This is a genomic window from Streptomyces griseoruber (assembly GCF_001514205.1).
GTDB lineage: Bacteria > Actinomycetota > Actinomycetes > Streptomycetales > Streptomycetaceae > Streptomyces > Streptomyces griseoruber.
Map to the genome: position 1 here is coordinate 843,857 of NZ_KQ948763.1, position 19,967 is coordinate 863,823.

At 70.8% G+C, this 19,967-nt stretch carries 19 protein-coding genes, 2 pseudogenes and 1 riboswitch; of the genes and pseudogenes, 8 read left to right on the forward strand and 13 right to left on the reverse strand.

Annotated elements, in window-relative coordinates:
* Positions 1-29 precede the first annotated feature (29 nt).
* The gene (locus AQJ64_RS03555; protein WP_206189734.1) at positions 30-1,280 is read left to right on the forward strand and encodes an alpha-L-fucosidase; all 1,251 of its coding nucleotides are present in this window, start codon (positions 30-32) and stop codon (positions 1,278-1,280) included.
* 364 nt (positions 1,281-1,644) lie between these two features.
* Here the strand turns inward: AQJ64_RS03555 and AQJ64_RS03560 are convergent, their stop codons facing one another.
* Positions 1,645-3,333, reverse strand: coding sequence for a carbohydrate binding domain-containing protein (locus tag AQJ64_RS03560; RefSeq protein ID WP_055634768.1), 1,689 nt, complete (start codon positions 3,331-3,333; stop codon positions 1,645-1,647).
* Positions 3,334-3,468: 135 nt separating this feature from the next.
* Positions 3,469-4,632: an ATP-grasp domain-containing protein gene (locus tag AQJ64_RS03565; protein WP_055634767.1), complete on the reverse strand. Its 1,164-nt coding sequence runs from the start codon at positions 4,630-4,632 to the stop codon at positions 3,469-3,471.
* A 326-nt stretch (positions 4,633-4,958) separates the two neighbouring features.
* Here AQJ64_RS03565 and AQJ64_RS03570 point away from each other — a divergent pair, with 326 nt between their 5' ends.
* Both AQJ64_RS03570 and AQJ64_RS03575 read left to right on the forward strand, forming a co-directional pair.
* Positions 4,959-5,861 (forward strand): metallophosphoesterase family protein, encoded by a 903-nt coding sequence (locus AQJ64_RS03570; protein ID WP_055634766.1) that lies wholly within the window; start codon positions 4,959-4,961, stop codon positions 5,859-5,861.
* Entirely contained in the window at positions 5,858-6,547 is a 690-nt protein-coding gene (locus AQJ64_RS03575; protein ID WP_055634765.1) for a 4'-phosphopantetheinyl transferase family protein, read from the forward strand. Before AQJ64_RS03570 ends, AQJ64_RS03575 begins: the two co-directional genes overlap by 4 nt.
* 36 nt (positions 6,548-6,583) lie before the next feature.
* Here the strand turns inward: AQJ64_RS03575 and AQJ64_RS03580 are convergent, their stop codons facing one another.
* Positions 6,584-6,799 (reverse strand): hypothetical protein, encoded by a 216-nt coding sequence (locus AQJ64_RS03580; RefSeq protein ID WP_055634775.1) that lies wholly within the window; start codon positions 6,797-6,799, stop codon positions 6,584-6,586.
* 236 nt (positions 6,800-7,035) lie between these two features.
* On the opposite strand from AQJ64_RS03580, the gene AQJ64_RS03585 reads away from it, so the two are divergent.
* On the forward strand, positions 7,036-8,049 hold the full coding sequence (locus AQJ64_RS03585) for an alpha/beta fold hydrolase (RefSeq protein ID WP_055634774.1): 1,014 nt from the start codon (positions 7,036-7,038) through the stop codon (positions 8,047-8,049).
* Positions 8,050-8,065: 16 nt separating this feature from the next.
* Here AQJ64_RS03585 and AQJ64_RS03590 read toward each other — a convergent pair whose 3' ends face one another.
* Positions 8,066-8,593, reverse strand: coding sequence for a hypothetical protein (locus AQJ64_RS03590; RefSeq protein ID WP_055634764.1), 528 nt, complete (start codon positions 8,591-8,593; stop codon positions 8,066-8,068).
* 32 nt (positions 8,594-8,625) lie between these two features.
* Entirely contained in the window at positions 8,626-9,276 is a 651-nt protein-coding gene (locus tag AQJ64_RS03595) for a helix-turn-helix domain-containing protein (RefSeq protein WP_055634763.1), read from the reverse strand.
* Between the two features lie 242 nt (positions 9,277-9,518).
* Between AQJ64_RS03595 and AQJ64_RS03600 the strand changes: the two genes are divergently transcribed.
* Complete coding sequence (locus AQJ64_RS03600; RefSeq protein WP_055634762.1) at positions 9,519-10,193, forward strand: MmyB family transcriptional regulator; 675 nt, start codon at positions 9,519-9,521, stop codon at positions 10,191-10,193.
* Between the two features lie 116 nt (positions 10,194-10,309).
* Here the strand turns inward: AQJ64_RS03600 and AQJ64_RS03605 are convergent.
* From AQJ64_RS03605 to AQJ64_RS03615, 4 genes and pseudogenes are all read right to left on the reverse strand, one after another.
* Positions 10,310-10,564 (reverse strand): annotated as a pseudogene (locus tag AQJ64_RS03605) (ATP-binding cassette domain-containing protein); the annotation flags it as partial.
* Positions 10,565-10,570: 6 nt separating this feature from the next.
* The gene (locus AQJ64_RS03610; RefSeq protein ID WP_055634760.1) at positions 10,571-11,509 is read right to left on the reverse strand and encodes a PDR/VanB family oxidoreductase; all 939 of its coding nucleotides are present in this window, start codon (positions 11,507-11,509) and stop codon (positions 10,571-10,573) included.
* The gene (locus AQJ64_RS49530) at positions 11,506-11,679 is read right to left on the reverse strand and encodes a hypothetical protein (RefSeq protein WP_099053990.1); all 174 of its coding nucleotides are present in this window, start codon (positions 11,677-11,679) and stop codon (positions 11,506-11,508) included. The genes AQJ64_RS03610 and AQJ64_RS49530 overlap by 4 nt, the downstream gene beginning before the upstream one ends.
* Positions 11,676-12,749 (reverse strand): aromatic ring-hydroxylating oxygenase subunit alpha, encoded by a 1,074-nt coding sequence (locus AQJ64_RS03615; RefSeq protein WP_055634759.1) that lies wholly within the window; start codon positions 12,747-12,749, stop codon positions 11,676-11,678. The genes AQJ64_RS49530 and AQJ64_RS03615 overlap by 4 nt, the downstream gene beginning before the upstream one ends.
* A gap of 1,503 nt (positions 12,750-14,252) precedes the next feature.
* Between AQJ64_RS03615 and AQJ64_RS03620 the strand changes: the two genes are divergently transcribed.
* The 3 genes from AQJ64_RS03620 to AQJ64_RS44940 all read left to right on the forward strand — a co-directional run bounded on the left by AQJ64_RS03620 (position 14,253) and on the right by AQJ64_RS44940 (position 15,765).
* Positions 14,253-14,474: a CbtB domain-containing protein gene (locus tag AQJ64_RS03620; RefSeq protein WP_055634758.1), complete on the forward strand. Its 222-nt coding sequence runs from the start codon at positions 14,253-14,255 to the stop codon at positions 14,472-14,474.
* A 22-nt stretch (positions 14,475-14,496) separates the two neighbouring features.
* Positions 14,497-15,252 (forward strand): CbtA family protein, encoded by a 756-nt coding sequence (locus tag AQJ64_RS03625; RefSeq protein WP_055634757.1) that lies wholly within the window; start codon positions 14,497-14,499, stop codon positions 15,250-15,252.
* A 168-nt stretch (positions 15,253-15,420) separates the two neighbouring features.
* Positions 15,421-15,765: a hypothetical protein gene (locus AQJ64_RS44940; RefSeq protein WP_063788752.1), complete on the forward strand. Its 345-nt coding sequence runs from the start codon at positions 15,421-15,423 to the stop codon at positions 15,763-15,765.
* Positions 15,766-15,773: 8 nt separating this feature from the next.
* On the opposite strand, the gene AQJ64_RS52200 is transcribed toward AQJ64_RS44940, so the two are convergent.
* The 4 genes and pseudogenes from AQJ64_RS52200 to AQJ64_RS47680 form a co-directional block, all read right to left on the reverse strand.
* A complete protein-coding gene (locus AQJ64_RS52200) occupies positions 15,774-15,977 on the reverse strand; it encodes a hypothetical protein (protein ID WP_425315607.1) in 204 nt (67 codons plus the stop codon).
* A gap of 107 nt (positions 15,978-16,084) precedes the next feature.
* Positions 16,085-16,420: pseudogene (locus tag AQJ64_RS52205) on the reverse strand (histidine phosphatase family protein); the annotation flags it as partial.
* A gap of 106 nt (positions 16,421-16,526) precedes the next feature.
* Entirely contained in the window at positions 16,527-18,845 is a 2,319-nt protein-coding gene (metE, locus tag AQJ64_RS03640; protein WP_055634756.1) for a 5-methyltetrahydropteroyltriglutamate--homocysteine S-methyltransferase, read from the reverse strand.
* A gap of 170 nt (positions 18,846-19,015) precedes the next feature.
* Positions 19,016-19,236: riboswitch (cobalamin riboswitch) on the reverse strand.
* Positions 19,237-19,650: 414 nt separating this feature from the next.
* A complete protein-coding gene (locus AQJ64_RS47680) occupies positions 19,651-19,932 on the reverse strand; it encodes a hypothetical protein (protein ID WP_055634755.1) in 282 nt (93 codons plus the stop codon).
* Positions 19,933-19,967: the final 35 nt, after the last annotated feature.

The following is a 19,967-nucleotide window of genomic DNA, read 5'->3' on the forward strand; positions in this document are numbered from 1 at the left end:
AGTCCCTTTCGTTGTCGAGGAGTTCAGCCGTGCCCATGCAACCCTGGTTCACCGACGCCAAGTTGGGGATCTTCGTCCACTGGGGCATCTACGCCGTCGACGGCGTCCAGGAGTCCTGGTCGTTCTACGACGACATCGTGCCGCACGAGCAGTACATGTCCCAGCTCGGCCGTTTCACCGGAGCTCGCTACGACCCGAAGGCCTGGGCCGACCTGTTCGCCCGCGCCGGCGCCCGGTACGCGGTGCTGACGAGCCGTCACCATGACGGTGTGGCGCTGTGGGACACGGCGTACGGCGATCTCAGCCTCGGGCGCGACTACCTCACCGGCTACGCCGACGCGCTGCGGGAGAAGGGCCTGAAGGTCGGCCTGTACTACTCCCACTCCGACTGGAACCACCCCGACTACGCCAGCACCCGCAAGCCGGGCCGCCCGCCGGAGATGGAGGACAACCGCTACTCGGAGTGCTCGGCACAGGACGAGGATCTTCAGGCCTGGGAGCGGTTCATCGCCTACCGGGACGGCCAGATCAGGGAGTTGGCCTCCCGCTACCGGCCCGACCTGATGTGGTTCGACGGGGAGTGGGACCGCAGCGAGGAGCAGTGGCGCATCCCCGAACTCGCGGCGCTCATCCGCTCGTACAGCCCGGACGTCGTCTTCAACGCCCGGATGCTCAGCGAGGGCGACTACGCGACCCCCGAGCAGGGCGCCCCGATCGTGCCGCCGGACGGCCCCTGGGAGCTGTGCCTGACGATCAACGACTCGTGGGGTTACCAGCATCACGACCACAACCACAAGTCCCTTGCCCAGCTGATCCGTTACTTCACGGAGACCATCGGCGGGGGCGGCAATCTGCTGCTCGACGTCGGCCCGATGGAGGACGGCACCGTCCCGCAGCCGCAGGTCGAACGGCTGGAGGGACTGGGGGAGTGGATCCGCAGGCACGCCGACGCCGTGTACGGGACGGTCCGCGGGCTGCCGGCCGGGCACCACTACGGTCCCAGCACCCTCTCCGCCGACGGCCGCACCCTCTACCTCACCCTGTTCGACGCCCCGCGCGCGGAGATCGGGGTACGGGGGCTGGCGACACCGGTGCGCAGGGTCACCGTGCTCGGCACCGGGACGGAACTCGGGCACCGGGTCGTGGGTGGGCTGCACGAGGCGGTCGGGGTGCTGTGGATCGACCCGCCGGCCGGGGCCGACCTCGACCCGTACGCCACCGTGCTCGCCGTGGAACTGGACGGTGAGCTGGAGCTCTACCGGGGCTCGGGCAGGTTCTGAGGATCCCGTGCGCCGTCACACCCAGCACACACCCAGGTGAGATCGCCCGCGCCTGGGGTTGTCCGACGGGCTGAGGACAGGGCGGGAGCGGGCGGCCGCTCCCCGTGACAGCGGCCGTCCGCCCCGATCCCCCGTGCCCCCGGGCATCCCCCATGACTCCCGGGGGCTGGTGCTTCCCCGATCCCCCGTGCACCGGACCCTGAACGGTGAACCCTGAACCGCGGTGCCTCCGCGCCGGCCCACCGGGACCCTCACGTTCCCCCGTCGTCCCCGGTGGGCCTTCACGGTTACACCCTTTAGAACCCGCACCTCGCTCCGTGATACACCCCGGGCGAAAGAAATTTCCTCGCGGGGGTTCGCCGGTTCAGCCGGTGAAGCCCGCCGTGATGGAGGTGAACTGCCAGGTGCTCTGGCTGATGCCGGAGCAGTTGCTCACCACGCCCCCGCCGGGGCAGGAGCGGTCACGGTTGACGGCCCAGTAGGCGAGCCGGGCGATGTGGTGCGAGTTCGCCCAGTCCCGGATCTGCGTCCAGATCGCCGGGGTGGTGTTCTCCTGCTGGTCGGACAGGCCGTTCATGCCGGAGATGCCGATGTGGGCGTAGGCGGTGGCGTCGTCCCAGCCGAAGGTGGACTTCAGCTTGGCCTTCAGCCCCTCCGTGGCGTTCACGGTGTTGCCGTACATGTCGGAGCCGCCGCCGAAGTCGAACGGCATGATGGTGAAGACGTCGATGTCGGCGCCGATCGACTTGGCCTGCTCGATGAGACGGTTGCCGTAGTACGACGGCCCGGTGGTCGAGGTGCCGAAGGTGACGATGGTCCTCAGCCCGGGGTTGTTGGCCTTCACGGTCTTCAGCGCGGTCAGGATCCTCGCCTGCACGGCCTCGTTCTCGAACTCGTCCGTGTTCTCGATGTCCATGTCGATCGCCTTCAGACCGTAGGCGTCGATCACCTTCTGGAGCGCGCCCGCCAGGGCGCTCGCGGAGGAGCAGTTGGCGCCGAGCTTGCTGCCCTGCCAGCCGCCGAACGACGGCACGATGTCGCCGCCCGCCGAACGGACCTGGTTGATGACACTCTGGTCGACTCCGCCCGTCAGCGGGCGGGTGCTGTCCCACATCGGGTTGCAGCCGCCCCCGTCCAGCATGAACGCCATCGTGAACCACTTCACGCCCGTCGCGCTCATCACCGTGGGCACATTCGGCGGATCGCCCCAGCCCTCGTACAGATAGGGCGCCGCCTGCTTGAACGCGGTCCCGCCACTGCCCGCGTTCGTCGTCACCGACACCGAGTTGGAGGCTCCGGAGACGTTCCCGGCGGCGTCGCGCGCCCGCACGCTGAAGGTGTAACCCGTGCTCGGGGAGAGCCCGCCCACGGTGGCGGACGTGCCGGAGACGCTCAGCACCCGCGAGGAACCGCTGTAGACGTCGTACGCCGTGACGCCGGTGTTGTCCGAGGAGGCGCCCCAGGTGAGCGACACGCTGGAGGAGGTCTTGCCGGTGGAGGTCAGCCCGGTCGGCGCACTGGGCGCCTGGGTGTCCGGGCCGCCGCCCCCGCCGCCCGGCCCGTCCAGACCGATGTCGTCGGCGTAGTAGGTGCCCTGGGCGTACCAGCCGTGCACATAGACGGTCGCACTGGTCTGCGCGGCACCGGTGGTGAAGGCCACCGACAGCCGGCTGTACGCCGACGGCGAGGAGGTCCAGGTGGAGGCGCCGCCGTCGACGCCGAGGTAGACGTAGCTGCCCCGGACCCAGCCGCTGAGCGTGTACGTCGTGTTCGGCTGGACGGGGACGGTCTGGCCGCACTGCGCGATGTCGCTCGAACTCACCGCCCCCGCGAGGGCCTTGGACCCGCTGTGCACGGGCGAGGAGACGACCTGGCCGAGGCTGCCGGTGCAGGACCAGGGGGAGAGGGAGCCGGATTCGAGACCGGGGTTGGTGAGGATGTTCGCCGCCTCGGCGGTGCCGGGCAGCGCGATGGCCCCGGCGAGCGCGAGTGCCGCGGAGCCCAGCAGGGCGAGAACTCGACGCCAGGGGCGTCTGCGGGGTGTCGTGCGCACGCGATCTCCCTGAAGGTATGGGGGTGTTCGGGAGTGCAGAACTGCAAAGGGGGGTGCGCAACAAAGTTGGTATGGACCAATCCGCCTGTCAAGGTGAGAGACGGAATTGGTCCATACCGGTGAGAGAAACGCCCGCTAGAGCGGCAGCACCTCCGCCGCGCCGGCGGGCGTCACCTCGACGACCCCGGTCTGCGCGGGGACGACGGCCTCGGCCTGGGCGGGCACGGCGGGCAGCAGCGGCTCGGTGCTGTCCTCGATCCGCTGGTGCGGCAGCGACACCGCACGCAGCGGCCGCGGCCCGGACACCACCGTGTAGTCCTGCCCGAGGAACGGCGGCACGACCTCGCCCGGGTCCTCCCCGAGCGCCAACTGCACAGCGGCCCAAGGGGCGTTGACCCCGCACAGCGACAGCTGGTGCAGCCCGCCGGCGGGGCGCGTGTTGACGTCCATGAGGACCGGCTCGTCGCCGAACATACGGAACTGGATGTTGGACAGGTAGTGCAGCCCGAAGCCCTCGGCGATGCGCCGGGCCGGCTCCAGCCACTGCTCCTGGAGGGTGAAGCCGCGGCGGCGGCCGTTCTTGGTGCGGCCGATGGCCATCCGCACCCGGTTGTCGGGGCCGGTGAGGCAGTCCACGGACACCTCCGGCTGCTCCAGACGGGGCATCACCAGCCAGTCCACGGCCTCGTCGGCCTGCTTCAGCGCCTCGACGACCATGTCCAGCTGGACGTACGGGGTCGGGAAGCCGCTGAGGTGCATGAGCGAGAAGGGGGCGCGCGTGATCACCCGGAAGCCCACCCCGCCGGCGCCGGACGCCGGCTTGAAGCACGCCCGGTACCCCGCCTCCTCCAACTCCTCCACGGCGGCGACGAGTTCGTCGGCGTTGCGGGCCCGGTGCCACGGCGGCACGGGCACACCGATCGCCCGGACGGCCTCGTACGCGACGACCTTGTCCTCGAACACGGCGACGGCCTCGGGCGTGGGCGCCAGCAGGGCCGTGCCGATCGCCTCGAAATCGGCGCGGTGCGCCACGATCGCCGCCTGCTCCAGCCGGGGCACGAACACGTCGATGCCGCGGCGCTGGCACTGGTCCAGCGCGTACTCGACGTAGGCGGCGGGTGACAGGCCCTCCGGCTCCAGGTCGGCGGTGTCGGCGGCGGCCAGCACGGGCGAGTCCGCGTCACCGTGCGTCGCATGGATCTCGACCGCGCGATCGCTCGGATTTCTCCGCAGCTGATCCATGAAGAACACGTTCTCCGCGTACGTGCGGTTGAGCCAGACGCGTACGCGAGAGACCATGCGAGGCCGCCTTTCAGGGTTCGCGGGCAGGGCAAAGCGAGCCCGTGCCCGGGCAGGGGGATTGGAGGGTCACCAAACCGCCCTGCTGAAGGGGCATCCATGGCGGTGGTGTTGGGGCGATCATACGGCTTCCCAGCCGTGCCGCGTGCAACGCGCGTGTTACGGATTTTCTGATCTTGTTCACCGATGTCATCCCGTCCGGTAAGGAAGTGACCGCTCGGTAACCATGGCGTACACCTGCGTGACACGACAGGGGCGGCCTTGTTCCGCGCCCGCGAATGTGCTGTCGTGGTGACCTTCGTGAGTGGTGAACGGAAGGACGCGAGGTGACGTCGACGGCCGGTGGTGCCGGGCAGCTGCTGGCCATCAGTGATCTGCACATCGGCTATCCCGAGAACCGTGCCCTGGTCGAGCGGATGGCGCCGGACACGGACGAGGACTGGCTGCTGGTGGCCGGGGACGTCTCGGAGAACGTGGCCGACATCCGCTGGGCGCTGAAGACCCTCGCCGGCCGTTTCCGCAAGGTGGTCTGGGTGCCCGGCAACCACGAGCTGTGGACCCACCCCTCCGACCCCGTCACCCTGCGCGGCGTCGCCCGGTACGAGCATCTGGTCGGCCTGTGCCGGGACTTGGGCGTGGTGACGCCCGAGGACCCCTACCCGGTGTGGGAGGGCCCGGGCGGCCCGGTGGCCGTGGCGCCGCTGTTCCTGTTGTACGACTACTCGTTCCTGCCGGCCGGCTGCACGACCAAGGCCGAGGGGCTCGCGTACGCGCAGGGGACCGGCATCGTCTGCAACGACGAGTATCTGCTGCACCCCGACCCCTACCCGACCCGCGAGGCCTGGTGCCGGGCCCGGGTCGCCGAGACCGAACGCAGACTCGCCGAACTGCCCGACGATCTCCCGGTCGTTCCCGTCAACCACTATCCGCTGCACCGCCACCCGATGGACGTGCTGTGGCATCCGGAGTTCGCCATGTGGTGCGGCACCGGGCTGACCGCCGACTGGCACCGCCGCTTCCGCGTGGCGACCATGGTCTACGGCCATCTCCACATCCCGCGCACCACCTGGCACGAGGGCGTCCGTTTCGAGGAGGTCTCGGTGGGCTATCCGCGCGAGTGGCGCCAGCGTGTGCAGCCGCCGGGCCGGCTGCGCCGCATCCTGCCCGCACCCGCCGAGGACACGACCCTGACGCGGCGGCAGACGCCGGCGGAGAGCGAGGACCGGTGATCGAGGAACTGCTGCCGGAGTCCGTGGTGGCCGTCGAGGCCTTCGGGGAGGAGGGCGTCCGGGAGTTCGGGGACGCGCCGCTCTACCCCGAGGAGGAGGCCCTGGTGGCGCGCGCGGTGCCCAAGCGGCGCCGGGAGTTCACCGTCGTACGCTCCTGCGCCCGGCGCGCGATGGAGAAGCTCGGGGTGCCGCCGCAGCCGGTGCTGCCCGGCGAGCGCGGCGCGCCGCAGTGGCCGGACGGCCTGACCGGCAGCATGACCCACTGCGAGGGCTACTGTGCCGCCGCCCTCGTCCGCGCCGCCGACCTGGCGGCCCTCGGCATGGACGCCGAGCCCCACGAGGCGCTCCCGGAGGGGGTGCTGAAGGCCGTCGCCCTGCCCGCCGAGCAGGAGCGGCTCGCACGGCTGAGCGCCCGGCGGCCCGAGGTGCACTGGGACCGGCTGCTGTTCAGCGCCAAGGAATCCGTCTACAAGGCGTGGTTCCCCCTCACCCGTAAGTGGCTGGACTTCAGTGAGGCCGACATCGACGTCTCGGCCGGGACGGACGGGGAGGGGCGCGGCACCTTCCGCGCCCGGCTCCTCGTGCCCGGACCGGTGCTCGGCGGCCACCGGCTCGGGCACTTCGACGGCTCCTGGACGGTCCGCCGCGGCCTGGTGGCCACGACGGTCACCGTCCACCACCGCTGACCCGGCCGCGGCCCGGAGCCCGGAGCCGGAGCCCCGTCACGGGGCGGGGCACCAGCTCTGCAGCAGTCTGAAGAACTCCTCCTCGTTGCCCGCGAGTCCCGCCTCCGCCAGTGCCCGTTCCGCCTCCGCCAGCACGGCGGGCGGGACCACCCGGGGTACATCCCCGCCGAAGGCGGCCCGGACGGTGTGCAGCAGCCGCAGATAGGCCTGGACGGCGGTGCGCTCGCGGTCGGTCAGTACGGCAGTGGGCATCATCGGTCGGCTCTCCCCGTCTCGGCGTCGTCTCCACGCCGCCGGGGCGGCGCGGACGCCGCCCTGCGACGGCGCACCCCCCAGCTTGCCGCCCACCACTGACAATCCGGTCGCACCGCCCCCGGTTCGCCCGCTTAGCGGAGGTGAAACCTCTCCGAAATCCCCGGGTGGAAACGCTCCCTACGCTGGGAGGAAGCGGTGTCGACCAGGGAGGAGGACGGGTGTTCGACGTCTCGATGCGGCGTCCGCTGGGCGCCGTCGGACCGCGCGCCGCGGGCGGCCGGGAGCCGGCCCTCGAGTACCGGGTCGTGCACGGTCACCGGCGTGCCTTCCGCCGGGCCGGACAGGGCCCCGCGCTGGTTCTCGTCCACGGCATCGGGGACTCCTCGGCGACCTGGGCCGAGCTGATCCCCGGCCTCGCCCGCACCCACACCGTCGTCGCGCCCGACCTCCTCGGCCACGGCGCCTCCGACCGGCCGCGTGCCGACTACTCGGTCGCCGCGTACGCCAACGGACTGCGCGACCTGCTGACCACGCTCGGCATCGAGTCGGCGACCCTCGTGGGGCACTCCCTCGGCGGGGGAGTGGCGATGCAGTTCGCCTACCAGTTCCCCGAGCGCACCGAACGGCTCGTCCTCGTCAGTGCCGGAGGAGTGGGCCGCGAGGTCACCCCCGCCCTGCGGCTGGTCTCCCTGCCCGGCGCCCATCTCGCCCTCTCCGCACTACGGTTGCCCGGCATGCGTACCCAAGTCGGCCTGGCAATTGGGCTGATGAAGCTTCTGGACACCGATCTCGGCCAGGACGCACCCGACTTGCTCCACCTCGTCGACGCCCTGCCGGACGCCACCTCCCGTGACGTCTTCGTCCGCACCCTGCGTGCCGTCGTCGACTGGCGCGGGCAGGTGGTGACCATGCTCGACCGCTGCTATCTGACCGCCGGGATGCCCACCATGCTGCTGTGGGGCGACCGGGACAGCGTGGTGCCGGTCCGGCACGCCCACCGCGCCCACGAGGCGATGCCGGGCAGCCGGCTGGAGATCTTCGAGGGCGCCGGGCACTTCCCGTTCCACACCGACCCGGCCCGGTTCCTCGCCCTGGTCGAGGAGTTCACCCGTACCACCGCCCCGGCCGACTGGAGCCGCGACCACTGGCGCCGGCTCCTGCGTGAGGGCCGCCCGCGGGCGCACCCCGACCTGCCCGAGGCGGCTGTGCGGGAGCTGCGGGAGGCGAGCCGCCGCAGCGCGACCTGATGGCCGTACGCAGAGGTCAGTTCTTCGGTCCCAGATAGCCGAGCGACGCCTCGATGCGGCCCGCCAGATCATCACGGCCGCGGCCGCGCGGGGACGAACCGGCGAGCCACGCGCGGCACTTGCTGGCGAGGAGCAGGCCGAAGCTCTCGGCCTCCTTCTCGTCGGAGAGGTCGAAGCGGGTGCGCGCGGCGACCCTGCGGACCGTCGCCTGGAGGTCGGCCCCGTCGGTGAGTAAACGCGCCGCGACCGAGGCGCCCTCGACGTGAAGGCCGCAGTGGCCCGCGTTCATGTGCCACAGTTCGTGCCCGAGGATCACCAACTGGTGGTCGGGCGCGGTGCGTTCCTCGATGACGACGAGGTCCTGGTCGGCCATGTCGAGCCACAGCCCGCTCGCGGTGTCGGTCGGGAAGGCCGCCGTGCGGAAGTGGACGGGCCGGCCGCGGCGTCTGCTCATCCCGTCGCAGAGCGCGGTGTACAGGTCGGCCGGCGCGGCGGGCGCCGGCAGGGTCAGTTCGGAGACGAGTCCGCCGCACAGACGGCGCATTTCCCTGGCGATGCCCACTGTTCTCCCCCGGATCACGACTCGGGCCGCTTCACGCTCTCCAGGAGCATGTCCAGCCACTCCGCGACCTTGTCCCGGTGCTGGTCGGTGGGCAGCTGGGCCGCCCGCCAGGCGATCCCGCGCACGCCGTGGTCCTGGAGCAGCCGCTCCAGCGGGTCCTCGGCGGCCGCGGCCGCCTCCCGTGCGGCGAGCTTCTGCAGCAGTTCCTGCTCGGTGTGCTGGAGGGCGCCCGCGAGGGCCTCGGGGTCCTCCGCGGTCAGGAAGCCGGCGTGCACCCGGAAGAACCGCTGGATCGCGTCACAGTGCTCCATCGTGGGACGGCGGTCACCGTTGATGAGGGCGCCCGCCTGCTGCCGGGACATGCCGGCTCCGTCGGCGATCTCCTGCTGGGTGTACTTGCGGCCGTTGGGCTTGAGCCGGGTGCGGCGCAGCAGGTCCAGGCGCTGCAGGAAACGGGCCTGGACATCGGGCTCGCCCGCCGGGCGGCCGCTCAGCAGGGCCTTGACGACGGACTCGGGGACCCCGGAGGCGACGGACAGCCGTCCGGTGTCGAAGACCTCCGCGTGCGGCACACCGAGCCGGTCGGCAGTTACGGCGACACGGGCGACGACGGCCGACAGCGGCACCGTCGCCGTGGCGCCCGGAACCTCGAAGCCATCCGACACCGACAGGTCTCCTACGTCTCTCACGTCGCTTTCACCGGCACAGGCCCACCGCACAGGCGATCGCCGTGAACTGCGTGGAGACTAGCCGGTCTTTCGAACTCACATCCAGGTCTCGCCACAACTGTGGCCAATTTCAGCCGTCAATGAGCATGGAATGCCACGATAGTTGACACGTCACGTACCCGGGCAGCAGGATCGGGGCGCCGCGTGAAGGCGGCACCGGCAAGAGGGGTGACCTCCCGATGGCGTTTCAGGCAGGAGGGCAGCGGTCCGCACCGCGGCCCGTCCCCGAGAGTCCCGAGGCCCAGGCGTATCTCCAGGACTACGCCGTCTACTTGGAAGCCGTCCCCTTCCCGTCCGTCGTCCTCGACCACCGGTGGGACGTGGTCCTGGCCAACACCGCTTTCGAGACACTTTTCCGTGAGGTCGGCCCGCATCCGACGGCCCAGCCGGGCGACAACTTCCTCCGGTTCGTCCTCTTCCACCCCGACGCGGCCTCGGTCCTCGGCGACCACGAGGCCAGCTGGTGTCTGCCGATGCTGGCCTGCTTCGCGGCGGCCGTGGAGCGGCACGGGCACGACGCCGGGCTCCAGGCGATCCGCCGGGAGATCGCCCAGGACCCGATCATGGAGGCCGCCTACCGCCAGGGTCTGCCGCACTGGATCCGCGCGGTCGGCGAGGTCGCCGTGGAGCACGACGGGGCGGTCCGCCCGCTGCACCACCCCGACCCGCGCCGGGGCGCCACCCGGTGCCGTATCGTCGGCGAGACCCCGCGGGCCCTGCGGGACATGGGATACACACGGTTGACGATGGTGTTCCAGGAGCCCCGCCCGGCGCCCGCGCCCCGCAGAGCCCGCCGTACCGCCACCCGGCGCAGTGCGAGCCACCTCAGCGTGGTCCCCGCCCCCCGGGCCTGACCGGGCACCGTCGGCGTTCAGGTCGCCGACGGCGCCCGGTTCGGCGAGGCGTGCGGCCGGGCCGCTCACGGCCCCTCGTCACCAGGACCAGCGGCACGCTCCCGCACGGCACCAGCGGCCTCGTCGATGTCGTGGGTGACGAACACGGCGGTCATGCCGCGCTCCCGCCACAGACCCCGGACGAGGTCCTCCAGATCGGCGCGGGTCTGGGCGTCCACCGCCGCGAACGGCTCGTCCATCAGCAGCACCCGGGGCTCGTAGGCGAGCGCCCGGGCGATCGCGACCCGCTGCTGCATCCCACCGGACAGCTGCCACGGGTACGCCCCCGCGGCGTCCGCGAGCCCGACCGAACCCAGTGCGTCGGCCACCAGCCCGGGTCAGAGATCGAGGACGAGTTTCCGGCCCCTGCACCGGGACACGCAGATCATCATCGTCTCGCCGGCCGCCCGTTCCTCGGCGCTCAGCACGGAGTCCCGGTGCTCCGGCGTGCCGTCGAGCACGTCTGTCTCGCAGGTGCCGCAGGTGCCCTCGGAGCAGGAGTACAGCACCTCGATGCCGGCGGCGCGCACGGTGTCGAGGACGGAGACGCCGGGCGCGACGGTCAGTGTCCGGCCGCTCTGTGCCAGCTCCACCTCGAACTCGGCGTCCTCGTCCGTCTGTTGCTGCCTGGGCTGGAACCGCTCGATGTGCAGGGCCCCGGCCGGGCAGCGCTCCTCCACCGCGTCGAGGAGCGGCCCGGGACCGCAGCAGTAGACCAGTGTTCCCCCGGGCAGCGCGTCGAGCACCGGGCCGAGGTCGAGCAGCCCGGTCTCGTCCTGCGGGGCGACGGTCACCCGGTCGCCGTACCGGGCCAGCTCCTCGGTGAACGCCATGGAGTCGCGGCTGCGGCCGCCGTAGAGCAGGGTCCACTCGGCGCCGGCGGCCTCGGCCGCCGCCAGCATCGGCAGGAGCGGGGTGATGCCGATGCCGCCCGCGACGAAGCGGTAGCGCGGAGCGGGATGCAGGGCGAAGTGGTTGCGAGGGCCGCGCACTCGGACCTTTGCGCCCTGCCTCAACTGCTCGTGCACATAGGCCGATCCGCCGCGCCCGTCGGGTTCGCGCAGTACGCCGATCCGCCAGGCGGAACGGTCCGAGGGGTCGCCGCACAGCGAGTACTGACGTTCCAGATCCGGCCCGAGGAGGACATCGACATGAGCGCCCGGCTCCCAGGCCGGGAGCGGCTCGCCCAGCGGGTGGCGCAGGGTGAGGGCGAGCACGCCGTCGGCGGCCGGCTCCCGTCGCTCGACGACGAGTTCGGCCTCGTACACGTCACTCATGAAGCGCTTCCTCGCGGCTCGTGTCCTTCGGGGTGGCCGAGCATCCACTCCCACATCTCGACCGGGTCCTGGGCGGAGTGCTCGGCGCCGCAGTGACAGGTGCCGTGCAGCACATCGGTGCCCGGAAGCCAGTCGATGCGGTAGATCTCGCCGGTGGGGCTGTTGCTCACAGGACCCTCTCCACCGGCTTGTCGCCCTCCTCGACCAGCCGGGCGAGGATCCGGCGGGCCGCCAGACCGCCGGTGTCGATGTTGATGCTCAGCTCCTGGTAGCCGGCCCGCTCCGAACCCAGCGTCCGCTGGAGGAGGTTGAGCGCGTCGACGTCCTGCATGACCACGGTGTGGTTGTTGCTCCGCAGGAACTCGGTGACCTCGTCGTCGTCCGTCGCCCAGTCCCGCGAGACCATCCAGAAGTCGTACACCTTGCCGTCGGTGGACGGGGTGATGGCGTACGTGATCTCGGTGTGGAAGCCGTTCGGATCGCTGCCGTCGGCCTCCGGCAGCACGCCCACCGGCGCGATCCTGCTGTGCAGCAGGTACAGACAGGGGGCGTGGTACTCGATGTCCTGCCAGCGGGTGATCCGGCCCTCGATACCGGTCGAACGGGCGTAGAACGGCGGGCACTCGGCGTCGGCCATGTGCCGGCTGACCCGGACGACGCCCGCGCCCTCGTCGACCTCGGTGGTGATCGGCGTCTCGGCGACCTCGGGGGTGCCGATGTAGCCGCCGTGCAGATACGTCTCGTGCGAGAGGTCGAGCAGGTTGTCGACGAGCAGCCCGTAGTCGGCGTCGATGGGCTCCATGCCGCGCACGGTGGTCCAGCCGGGGGAGTCGAGGTGCCGGGCGCGCGGGATCGTCAGCGGGTCGGCCAGCGCCGGGTCGCCTATCCACACCCACACCAGGGCGTCCTGCTCGACGACCGGGTACGACGCGACGCGGGCCGTGCGCGGGATGCGTTTCTGGCCCGGCACGTACACACAGGTGCCGCTCGTGTCGTACGTGAAGCCGTGGTAGCCGCACACCAGTCGGTCGCCGTCGAGCCGGCTGGGCTTCTCGTGCAGCGGGAAACGGCGGTGCACACAGCGGTCGGCCAGCGCGACCGGGGTCCCCTCCTCCTCCGTCCGGTAGAACACGAGGGGCTCGCCGAGGACGGTCCGGCCGAGCAGTTCCTCGCGCCCGACCTCGTGGCTGTAGGCGGCGACGTACCACTGGTTCCTGGCGAAGGCGGTCGTGTGCGGCATGGATGCGGCTCCCGTCGTTGGGTGGTGGCGCCATCGTCCGGAAGGGCGTCGCGGGGGCGCAATACCTCTTCCGTCTTACGGAAGGGGCAGGGGAAATTGCCTGTTCAGGGCGCGTGATCGTCTGTGGGAGCGACATGAGGAGCGCGCTGAGCCGACGACCTTGCTGGGCGTTTCCGTCGATGATTGTGTCGAGCTTTACACTCCCGCTTTGCGAGACATAGCAGCTCTGAGCATTTTGTGTTGACTATTGCGCCGCAAGCTGGTGGTACACCGGCAGAAGTTGTGTCGCCGCAGATCAACCTTGATCGTTTCCGCGTTGACAGGCCATGGGGTCAGGAGCGGGGTGAGAGGGCGTGATGGCAGGCAGTGCGAGACCGATTGCTGAGGCTGTGGCCTTGAGGGGCGCCCCCGAGCAGATTCTTGGTCTCATGGTTGTGCACGTGCGGTACCCGCACTGACCTGTGGAAACGGGGCTGCTGCCGTCGGCGGAGGACGCATCAGTCCGGGAATGGCCCGGATCTTGGACTCGGGCGCGCGCCTCAGACCATCCTGGGAGCCCAGGATGGACGGCAGGCTTTTCAACGCACCCTGCTGCCGAGTGGCGGGGGCTCGGTGGGCGGCGTAGCGCCGGGATGCTTGGTCCTGGGGTGGCCCGCCGGATGTTGGCGACCGGGGGTGTTGAAGGAGCGAATCTCGCTGTGGAGCAGAGCAGCGGACTCATAATCCGTCGGCCGTGGGTTCGAGTCCCACCCGCCCCACTTGTGCAGGCTTCTGACCTGCGGAAACGTTCAATTTGTCCTGTTGGATCGTCAACTTCGCCTGAACGGAAAGAATCCGCTGCGCGCGAGTTTGGCCTCGGTGTCGGCGCCTGTAGCGCGAATGCCCCCTGACCTGCATGGACGCTCCGGCTCGTAGCTGTTGAGGCTTGCGGTAAATGGCTCCTGTGGCTGGTTGCGCGCTCGATTCTGGACGCTGGCTGGACGCGAGGAAACCGGAGGGACTCGCTCCGGCGCCGATCCGTCCACTTTTGCCTGCTCGAGTTATGGCCGACGTGGCCGGTCGGTGTGCTAGAGAAACGGCCCGTACTGAAAACGGCCCCAGGTCGCACCAGGGAGTCACTCCCAGGGCCTCACGGCTTCCTCGAGGCGTGCAAGGCGAGGGCTGCCTGCGTACTTAGGGTCGGCCCAGCCGCATGGCGTCCCGTTCGTGATCGTCCGAGGCCGAGGAGTGGGAGGGGTCAGTGAGAGTCGCGGGCGTTGCGGCGGAGGCCGGCCTCGATTCTTGACTCCGGTATCTGTCCGCAGGACGCGGTATTGGTCATGTTCGTGACACGCGGTACGGTCTGGTGGATATCGACGACGGCAGGACGGAAGCCGGTGGGAATCCGGCACGGTCGCGCCACTGTGTGCCGCCGACCCGCGAGGGGTGGCGGCGAGTCAGACCCGTAGCCGTCGTCATGTGCACCACCGAGATGGGACGCGAACTCCCAGAGGAGGCCCTGCCATGGCGCAGCATGTCGCCCCGCCGACTGCCACCACTCCCGCTCTTCCCGCCAAGCTGCCGATCGGCGCGATCGCTCCGTGGGCGGTCTTCTTCGGCATCCTGATGCTGGTCCTGCTGTACTTCGTCGGCTCCGAGCAGGGCGCCACCTCCGTGTTCAACGGCACGGACGTCCACGAGTGGGTGCACGACGCCCGCCACCTGCTCGGTTTCCCCTGCCACTGACGCAAGGGAAACCGGCCATCCCATGAACTCCGCAACGGTAAGAAACCTGCTCGTCCGCGGCATGCTCGCCGGCCTCGCGGCCGGTGTGCTCGCCCTGGTCGTGGCCTACCTGCTCGGCGAGCCGTACGTCGACAAGGCGATCGCTTTCGAGGAGGCGCACTCCCACGAGCACGAGATGGAAGTCGTCTCCCGCTCCCTTCAGTCGACCGCCGGTCTGGCCACCGGCGTCCTCGTCTACGGGGTTGCCTTCGGCGGCATCGCCGCCCTCGCCTACGCCTTCGCACTCGGCCGCGTGGGCCGCTTCAGTCCCCGGGCGACTGCGCTGCTGCTGTCCGGCTGCGCCCTGCTCGCCGTCTACGTCGTGCCGTTCCTGAAGTACCCGGCCAACCCGCCGTCCGTCGGCAACCCCGACACCATCGGCAGGCGCACCACCCTGTACTTCTTGATGATGCTGCTCAGCGTGCTCCTCGCGATCGCCGCGACCATCCTCGGCAAGCGCCTGGCGCCCAGCCTGGGCACCTGGTGGGCGACCGTGGCCGCGGTGGCCGCCTTCGCGGTCGTGATCGGGCTCGCATTCGCGTTCCTGCCGGTCATCAACGAGGTGCCCCAGGAGTTCCCGGCCACCGTGCTGTGGCGCTTCCGCCTCTCCGCGCTGGCCATCCAGCTCACCCTGTGGACCGGGTTCGGGCTGGTCTTCGGCGAGTTGGCCCAGCGGCTGCTGAACCCCAAGCCCGCCACGGCCGCCACCGCGCGCCACCCGGTGGCCGCCCCCAACTAACAGGAGCCGCCACACGTTCGAGGGCCCACGGAACCATCCGGGGGCCCTCTCGCGTTCTTCCGACACCCGACCCGGACCCGGTATGACGCAACGACCGACCGACCTGGCCCGTCTGCCCGCTCCTGCCGACAGGACGGGGACGACCGAGGCGAGCAGCGGAGGACCTACGTGCCCAGACGCCCCCAGCCCCGCCACATCACCCTCGGCGGCCGTGAGGCGGTCGCCCTGCCCCTGGAGGAGTACGAGCAACTGATCGCGAGCCGCCGCCAGATCGGTGGCCAGAGCGCCCGGGTCAGGGTGCTCGCCGAGCAGGCCAAGCGGACGGAGCAACTCCTGCGCGATCTGGAGCGCCTGATCGCCGTTCCCGAGGACGGCGGCACGGTGGCCGAGCTCTCACCGCCGGGCTGCACCACCGCGTGCCGCACCGGCCGTGCGGCTGAGCGGGAGGACGCCGACTGCCTGCGGTGCGCGATCGCCGCACTGCTGCGCCGTCACCGCAACTCGGCCACATGAGCGGCGATTCAGCTGCCGATGGCGTGCGGACCGAGCGGGTGCCCCATGCGCAGGTTCCAGCGTCCGGACCGTCCGCTGATCTCCGTCGCGGTCAGCGGCGCCACGTCGGCACGCCAGAACGCCGCCACCGGCGCTCCCAGCACCCGCACCACCACCGCGCGCACGACATCCGGCTCCACCACGGCGACCGTACGACCGTCCACCTCCCCCATGTTGTCCAGCCAGCGTCCGATGCGCTGACACAGGTCCTGCACCGACTCCCCGTCGTGGGGGGCTGAGGCCGGGTCTGCCAGCCACTGCGCCACTGCATCCGGCTCGGCCGCGCCGACCTCGTCGAGCGTGCGGCCCTGCCATCGGCCCACCTGGGGCCGGCGAGTTCGGCCACCGGTTCGGCATCGGCGAGTCCGAGTGCCGCGGCCGTTTCCTGGCAGCGCACGCCGGGCGAGGAGACGACCCGGTCGGCCGGACGCAGCGTGCCGGCCGCCGCCCGGGCCTGCGCCCTGCCCGCGTCGTCGAGCGGGGTCCGGCTGTCGTCGAAGCGGGCCTGGCGCAGCGACGGGTTCGTCGCGGGCGAGATGAAGGTGACGCGGCTGGTCACGCGGTCGCTCCTGCCGTCGGGGAATCGTGGGGTGCAAGTCTTCGCTGCCCGGGGCACTGCCCGAGCACGCGCACGCTACCGTCCGTAGCAGCGGGTTCTCCTGCCGAGTCCGGCGAACGGCCGGGGCCGGAGCTCAAGCACTCCGCCTCGGCCGTCGCTGCCGTCAAGAGGCGGGCAGCTCACTCCTCACCGTGCGTGCCGCGGCGACCAGGTTCTCCAGGGAAGCCCGGGTCTCGGGCCAGCCGCGGGTCTTCAGCCCGCAGTCGGGGTTGACCCAGAGACGTTCGGCGGGAATCGCTTCAAGCCCCGCTCGCAGAAGGGCTGCTGCCTCCACCGCGCTCGGTACGCGCGGGGAGTGGATGTCGTACACGCCCGGCCCCGCCTCGCGCGGGTAGCCGTGCGCGGCGAGTTCGCGGGCGACCTGCATGTGAGAGCGGGCGGCCTCCAGGCTGATGACGTCGGCGTCGAGGTCGTCGATGGCCTGGACGATGTCACCGAACTCGGCGTAGCACATATGGGTGTGGATCTGGGTGTCCGGTCGTACGCCGCCGGTGGTGAGCCGGAACGCCTCCGTGGCCCACATGAGATACGCCGGACGGTCGGCGGCCCGGAGGGGGAGCGTCTCGCGCAGTGCGGGCTCGTCCACCTGGATGACTGAAGTCCCGGCCGCCTCAAGGTCGTTGACCTCGTCGCGCAGGGCGAGGGCGACCTGGCGGGCGGTGTCGCCGAGGGGCTGGTCGTCGCGGACGAAGGACCAGGCGAGCATGGTGACCGGGCCGGTGAGCATGCCCTTGACCGGCTTCGGGGTGAGGGACTGGGCATACGTCGTCCAGCGCACCGTCATCGCTTCGGGACGAGAGATGTCGCCGGCCAGGATCGGCGGGCGTACGTAGCGGGTGCCGTAGGACTGCACCCAGCCGTGCTGGGTGGCGAGGTAGCCGGTGAGCTGCTCGGCGAAGTACTGGACCATGTCGTTGCGTTCTGGCTCGCCGTGCACCAGGACGTCCAGGCCCGCCTTCTCCTGAAAGGAGATCACTTCGCCGATCTCCGCCCGGATGCGCTCCTCATAGCCGGCCGTGTCGATCCGCCCGGCACGCAGGTCGGCACGGGCGGTGCGCAGTTCGCCGGTCTGCGGGAACGAGCCGATGGTGGTCGTGGGTAGCAACGGCAGCTGCAGATGGGCGCGTTGGGCGGCGGCACGCCCCCGGTACGGGTGGGATCGGCGGCTGTCGTACGCGGTGATCGTCGCCGCCCGTGCGCGGACGGCAGGGTCGTGGGTGATCGGTGAACTCGCCCGGGAGGCCAGGTCGGCGCGGTTGGCGGCCAGTTCCGCCGTGATCGCGTCGGTGCCCTGGGTGAGGCCCCTGGCGAGGGTGACGATCTCGCTGGTCTTCTGCTTCGCGAAGGCCAGCCAGCGCAGGATCTGCGGGTCGATGTCCTTCTCGGCGGCGGCGTCCAGCGGCACGTGCAGAAGGGAGCAGGAGGCGGCCACGTCGACGCGGTCAGCGAGCCCGAGGAGGGTGCCGAGGGTGGACAGGGACTTATGAAGGTCGTTGATCCAGATGTTGCGGCCGTTGACCACACCGGCGACCAGGCGCTTGCCGGGCAGGCCGCCCACCGCCGCCAGGGCGTCCAGGTTGGCGGCGGCCGCCTCGGTGAAGTCCAGCGCGAGACCCTCGACCGGCGCCTTCGCCAGCACCGGCAGGGCGTCGCCGATCCGGTCGAAGTACGAGGCCACCAGCAGCTTCGGCCGGTCGGTCAGGGCGCCGAGATCGCGGTAGGCGCGTGTCGCGGCGTTCAGTTCGGCCGGGGTGCGGTCCTGGACGAGGGCGGCCTCGTCCAGCTGCACCCACTCGGCACCGGCGGCGCGCAGGTCGGCGAGCAATTCGGCGTACACAGGGAGCAGCCGGTCCAGGAGGGTGAGCGGCTCGAAGTCCGCGGCCACGCCGGGCGCGGGCTTGGCGAGCAGGAGGTACGTGACAGATCCGACCAGTACGGGCCGGGCGGTCAGGCCCTGGGACAGGGCCTCCTTCAGCTCGGAGACCTGCTTGGCGGGGTCGGCCGTGAAGACGGTGTCCGGGCCCAGCTCGGGGACCAGGTAGTGGTAGTTGGTGTCGAACCACTTGGTCATCTCCAGTGGAGCGACCTCCTGGGTCCCGCGGGCCATCGCGAAGTAACCGTCCGTAGCGTCGGCGTCCACGGCGGCGCGGTGCCGGTCGGGAATCGCGCCGACCATCACGGTGGTGTCGAGGACGTGGTCGTAGTACGAGAAGTCACCGGTGGGCACCTCGTGGATGCCGGCCTCGGCGAGCTGCTGCCAGTTGCTCCGGCGGAGCTCGGCGGCGGTTGCGTGGAGGGCGTCGGCGGTGACGCGGCCCTTCCAGTAGCCCTCGATGGCCTTCTTCAGTTCCCGGTTCTGGCCCTGGCGGGGGTAGCCGTACACGGTGGCCCGTGCTGCCGCGGCTGCGGACTTTGCTGTCACGGAGATCTCCTTCGCGAGATGAATCCCTGAGATCCCGGGGACGGGACGAGAGCGCGAAGGGAACGACGAACCGGACGGCCACGACCCCGCGCGGCATGGGCACGGTCGCTCCGTCTGGTGTGTACGCCGACCCGCCCTCGAGGTCACCGGGATGTCCGCGCACGGAACGGTCCGCACGCGGGCAGTTGGCAGGTCTTCGGACTCGCGGGCACGCCCTCCTCGGAGGACACCTACTGGCCGTCGCTTCCCGGGCCCGGTACGTCGGACCCAGTGCTTTATGACGGCGGTCGTTCCCGCTCACCGCTGCGGGGCAGTCCCGGATTCCCACCGGGTTCCCTCTTGCGACGCGCCTGCCTGGCGGGCAGGGCGAACCAGCTGCAAGGCCAGCGTACACACCGGTCCGAGGGTGCGGACCGCCTTCCTTGAGCTGGCGCGATCGTCCTTCATCCCTTCGGCGCGATCCTGTCAGGCCTCATTGAGACCGAGTTGATGCCGGAAGGACAGGGACAGAACGACAAGGGCTGATTAGCCCCAACATGGTCAACTTGGCCCGGGTACGCCGCCTGCTCCCCCTCGCCCTGCTCTTGGCCTCCGCGGTAAGCGCCGCCTGCACGGCTCTGGCCTGGCTGCTCGCCGTCACCGCATACATTCCATTGTCCGATGCCTATCGGGTCGGCTCCCAATTGAATGCGGCTGGACGCTACTCCCTCCCGCCGTGGCGCTGATGTTCTGGGAACTGCGTAACTCCGGCAGTGAGGAGGCGGGAGGCGGCCGCCCCAGAGGTCATACCGGTAAGTCCCTTCGCCTAGCTGGATACCGTGCGTACGACGGTCAAGAGCGGGCGCGCGGCGACGGCCTTGGTCGCCGCTGCTGCCGCGGCCCTGCTGATCATCGTCTGCGGAGGCCAGGACACATCGGGTCGGCAGACCTCCCCCGGACAGAGCGTGAGCCTGGGTGCGTTGGGCACCGAGAAGCCCGCGACGGGACAGGCCGTCGCCGCGCTGGAGAGGTCCGTGCCGTAGCGCGTCTCCATCCCCTCCATCGGCGTCTCCAGCACGCTGGAGACGCTCGGACAGAACAGGGCCATGACGACCCCCAAGGACCCCGATCTGGCGGGGCTGG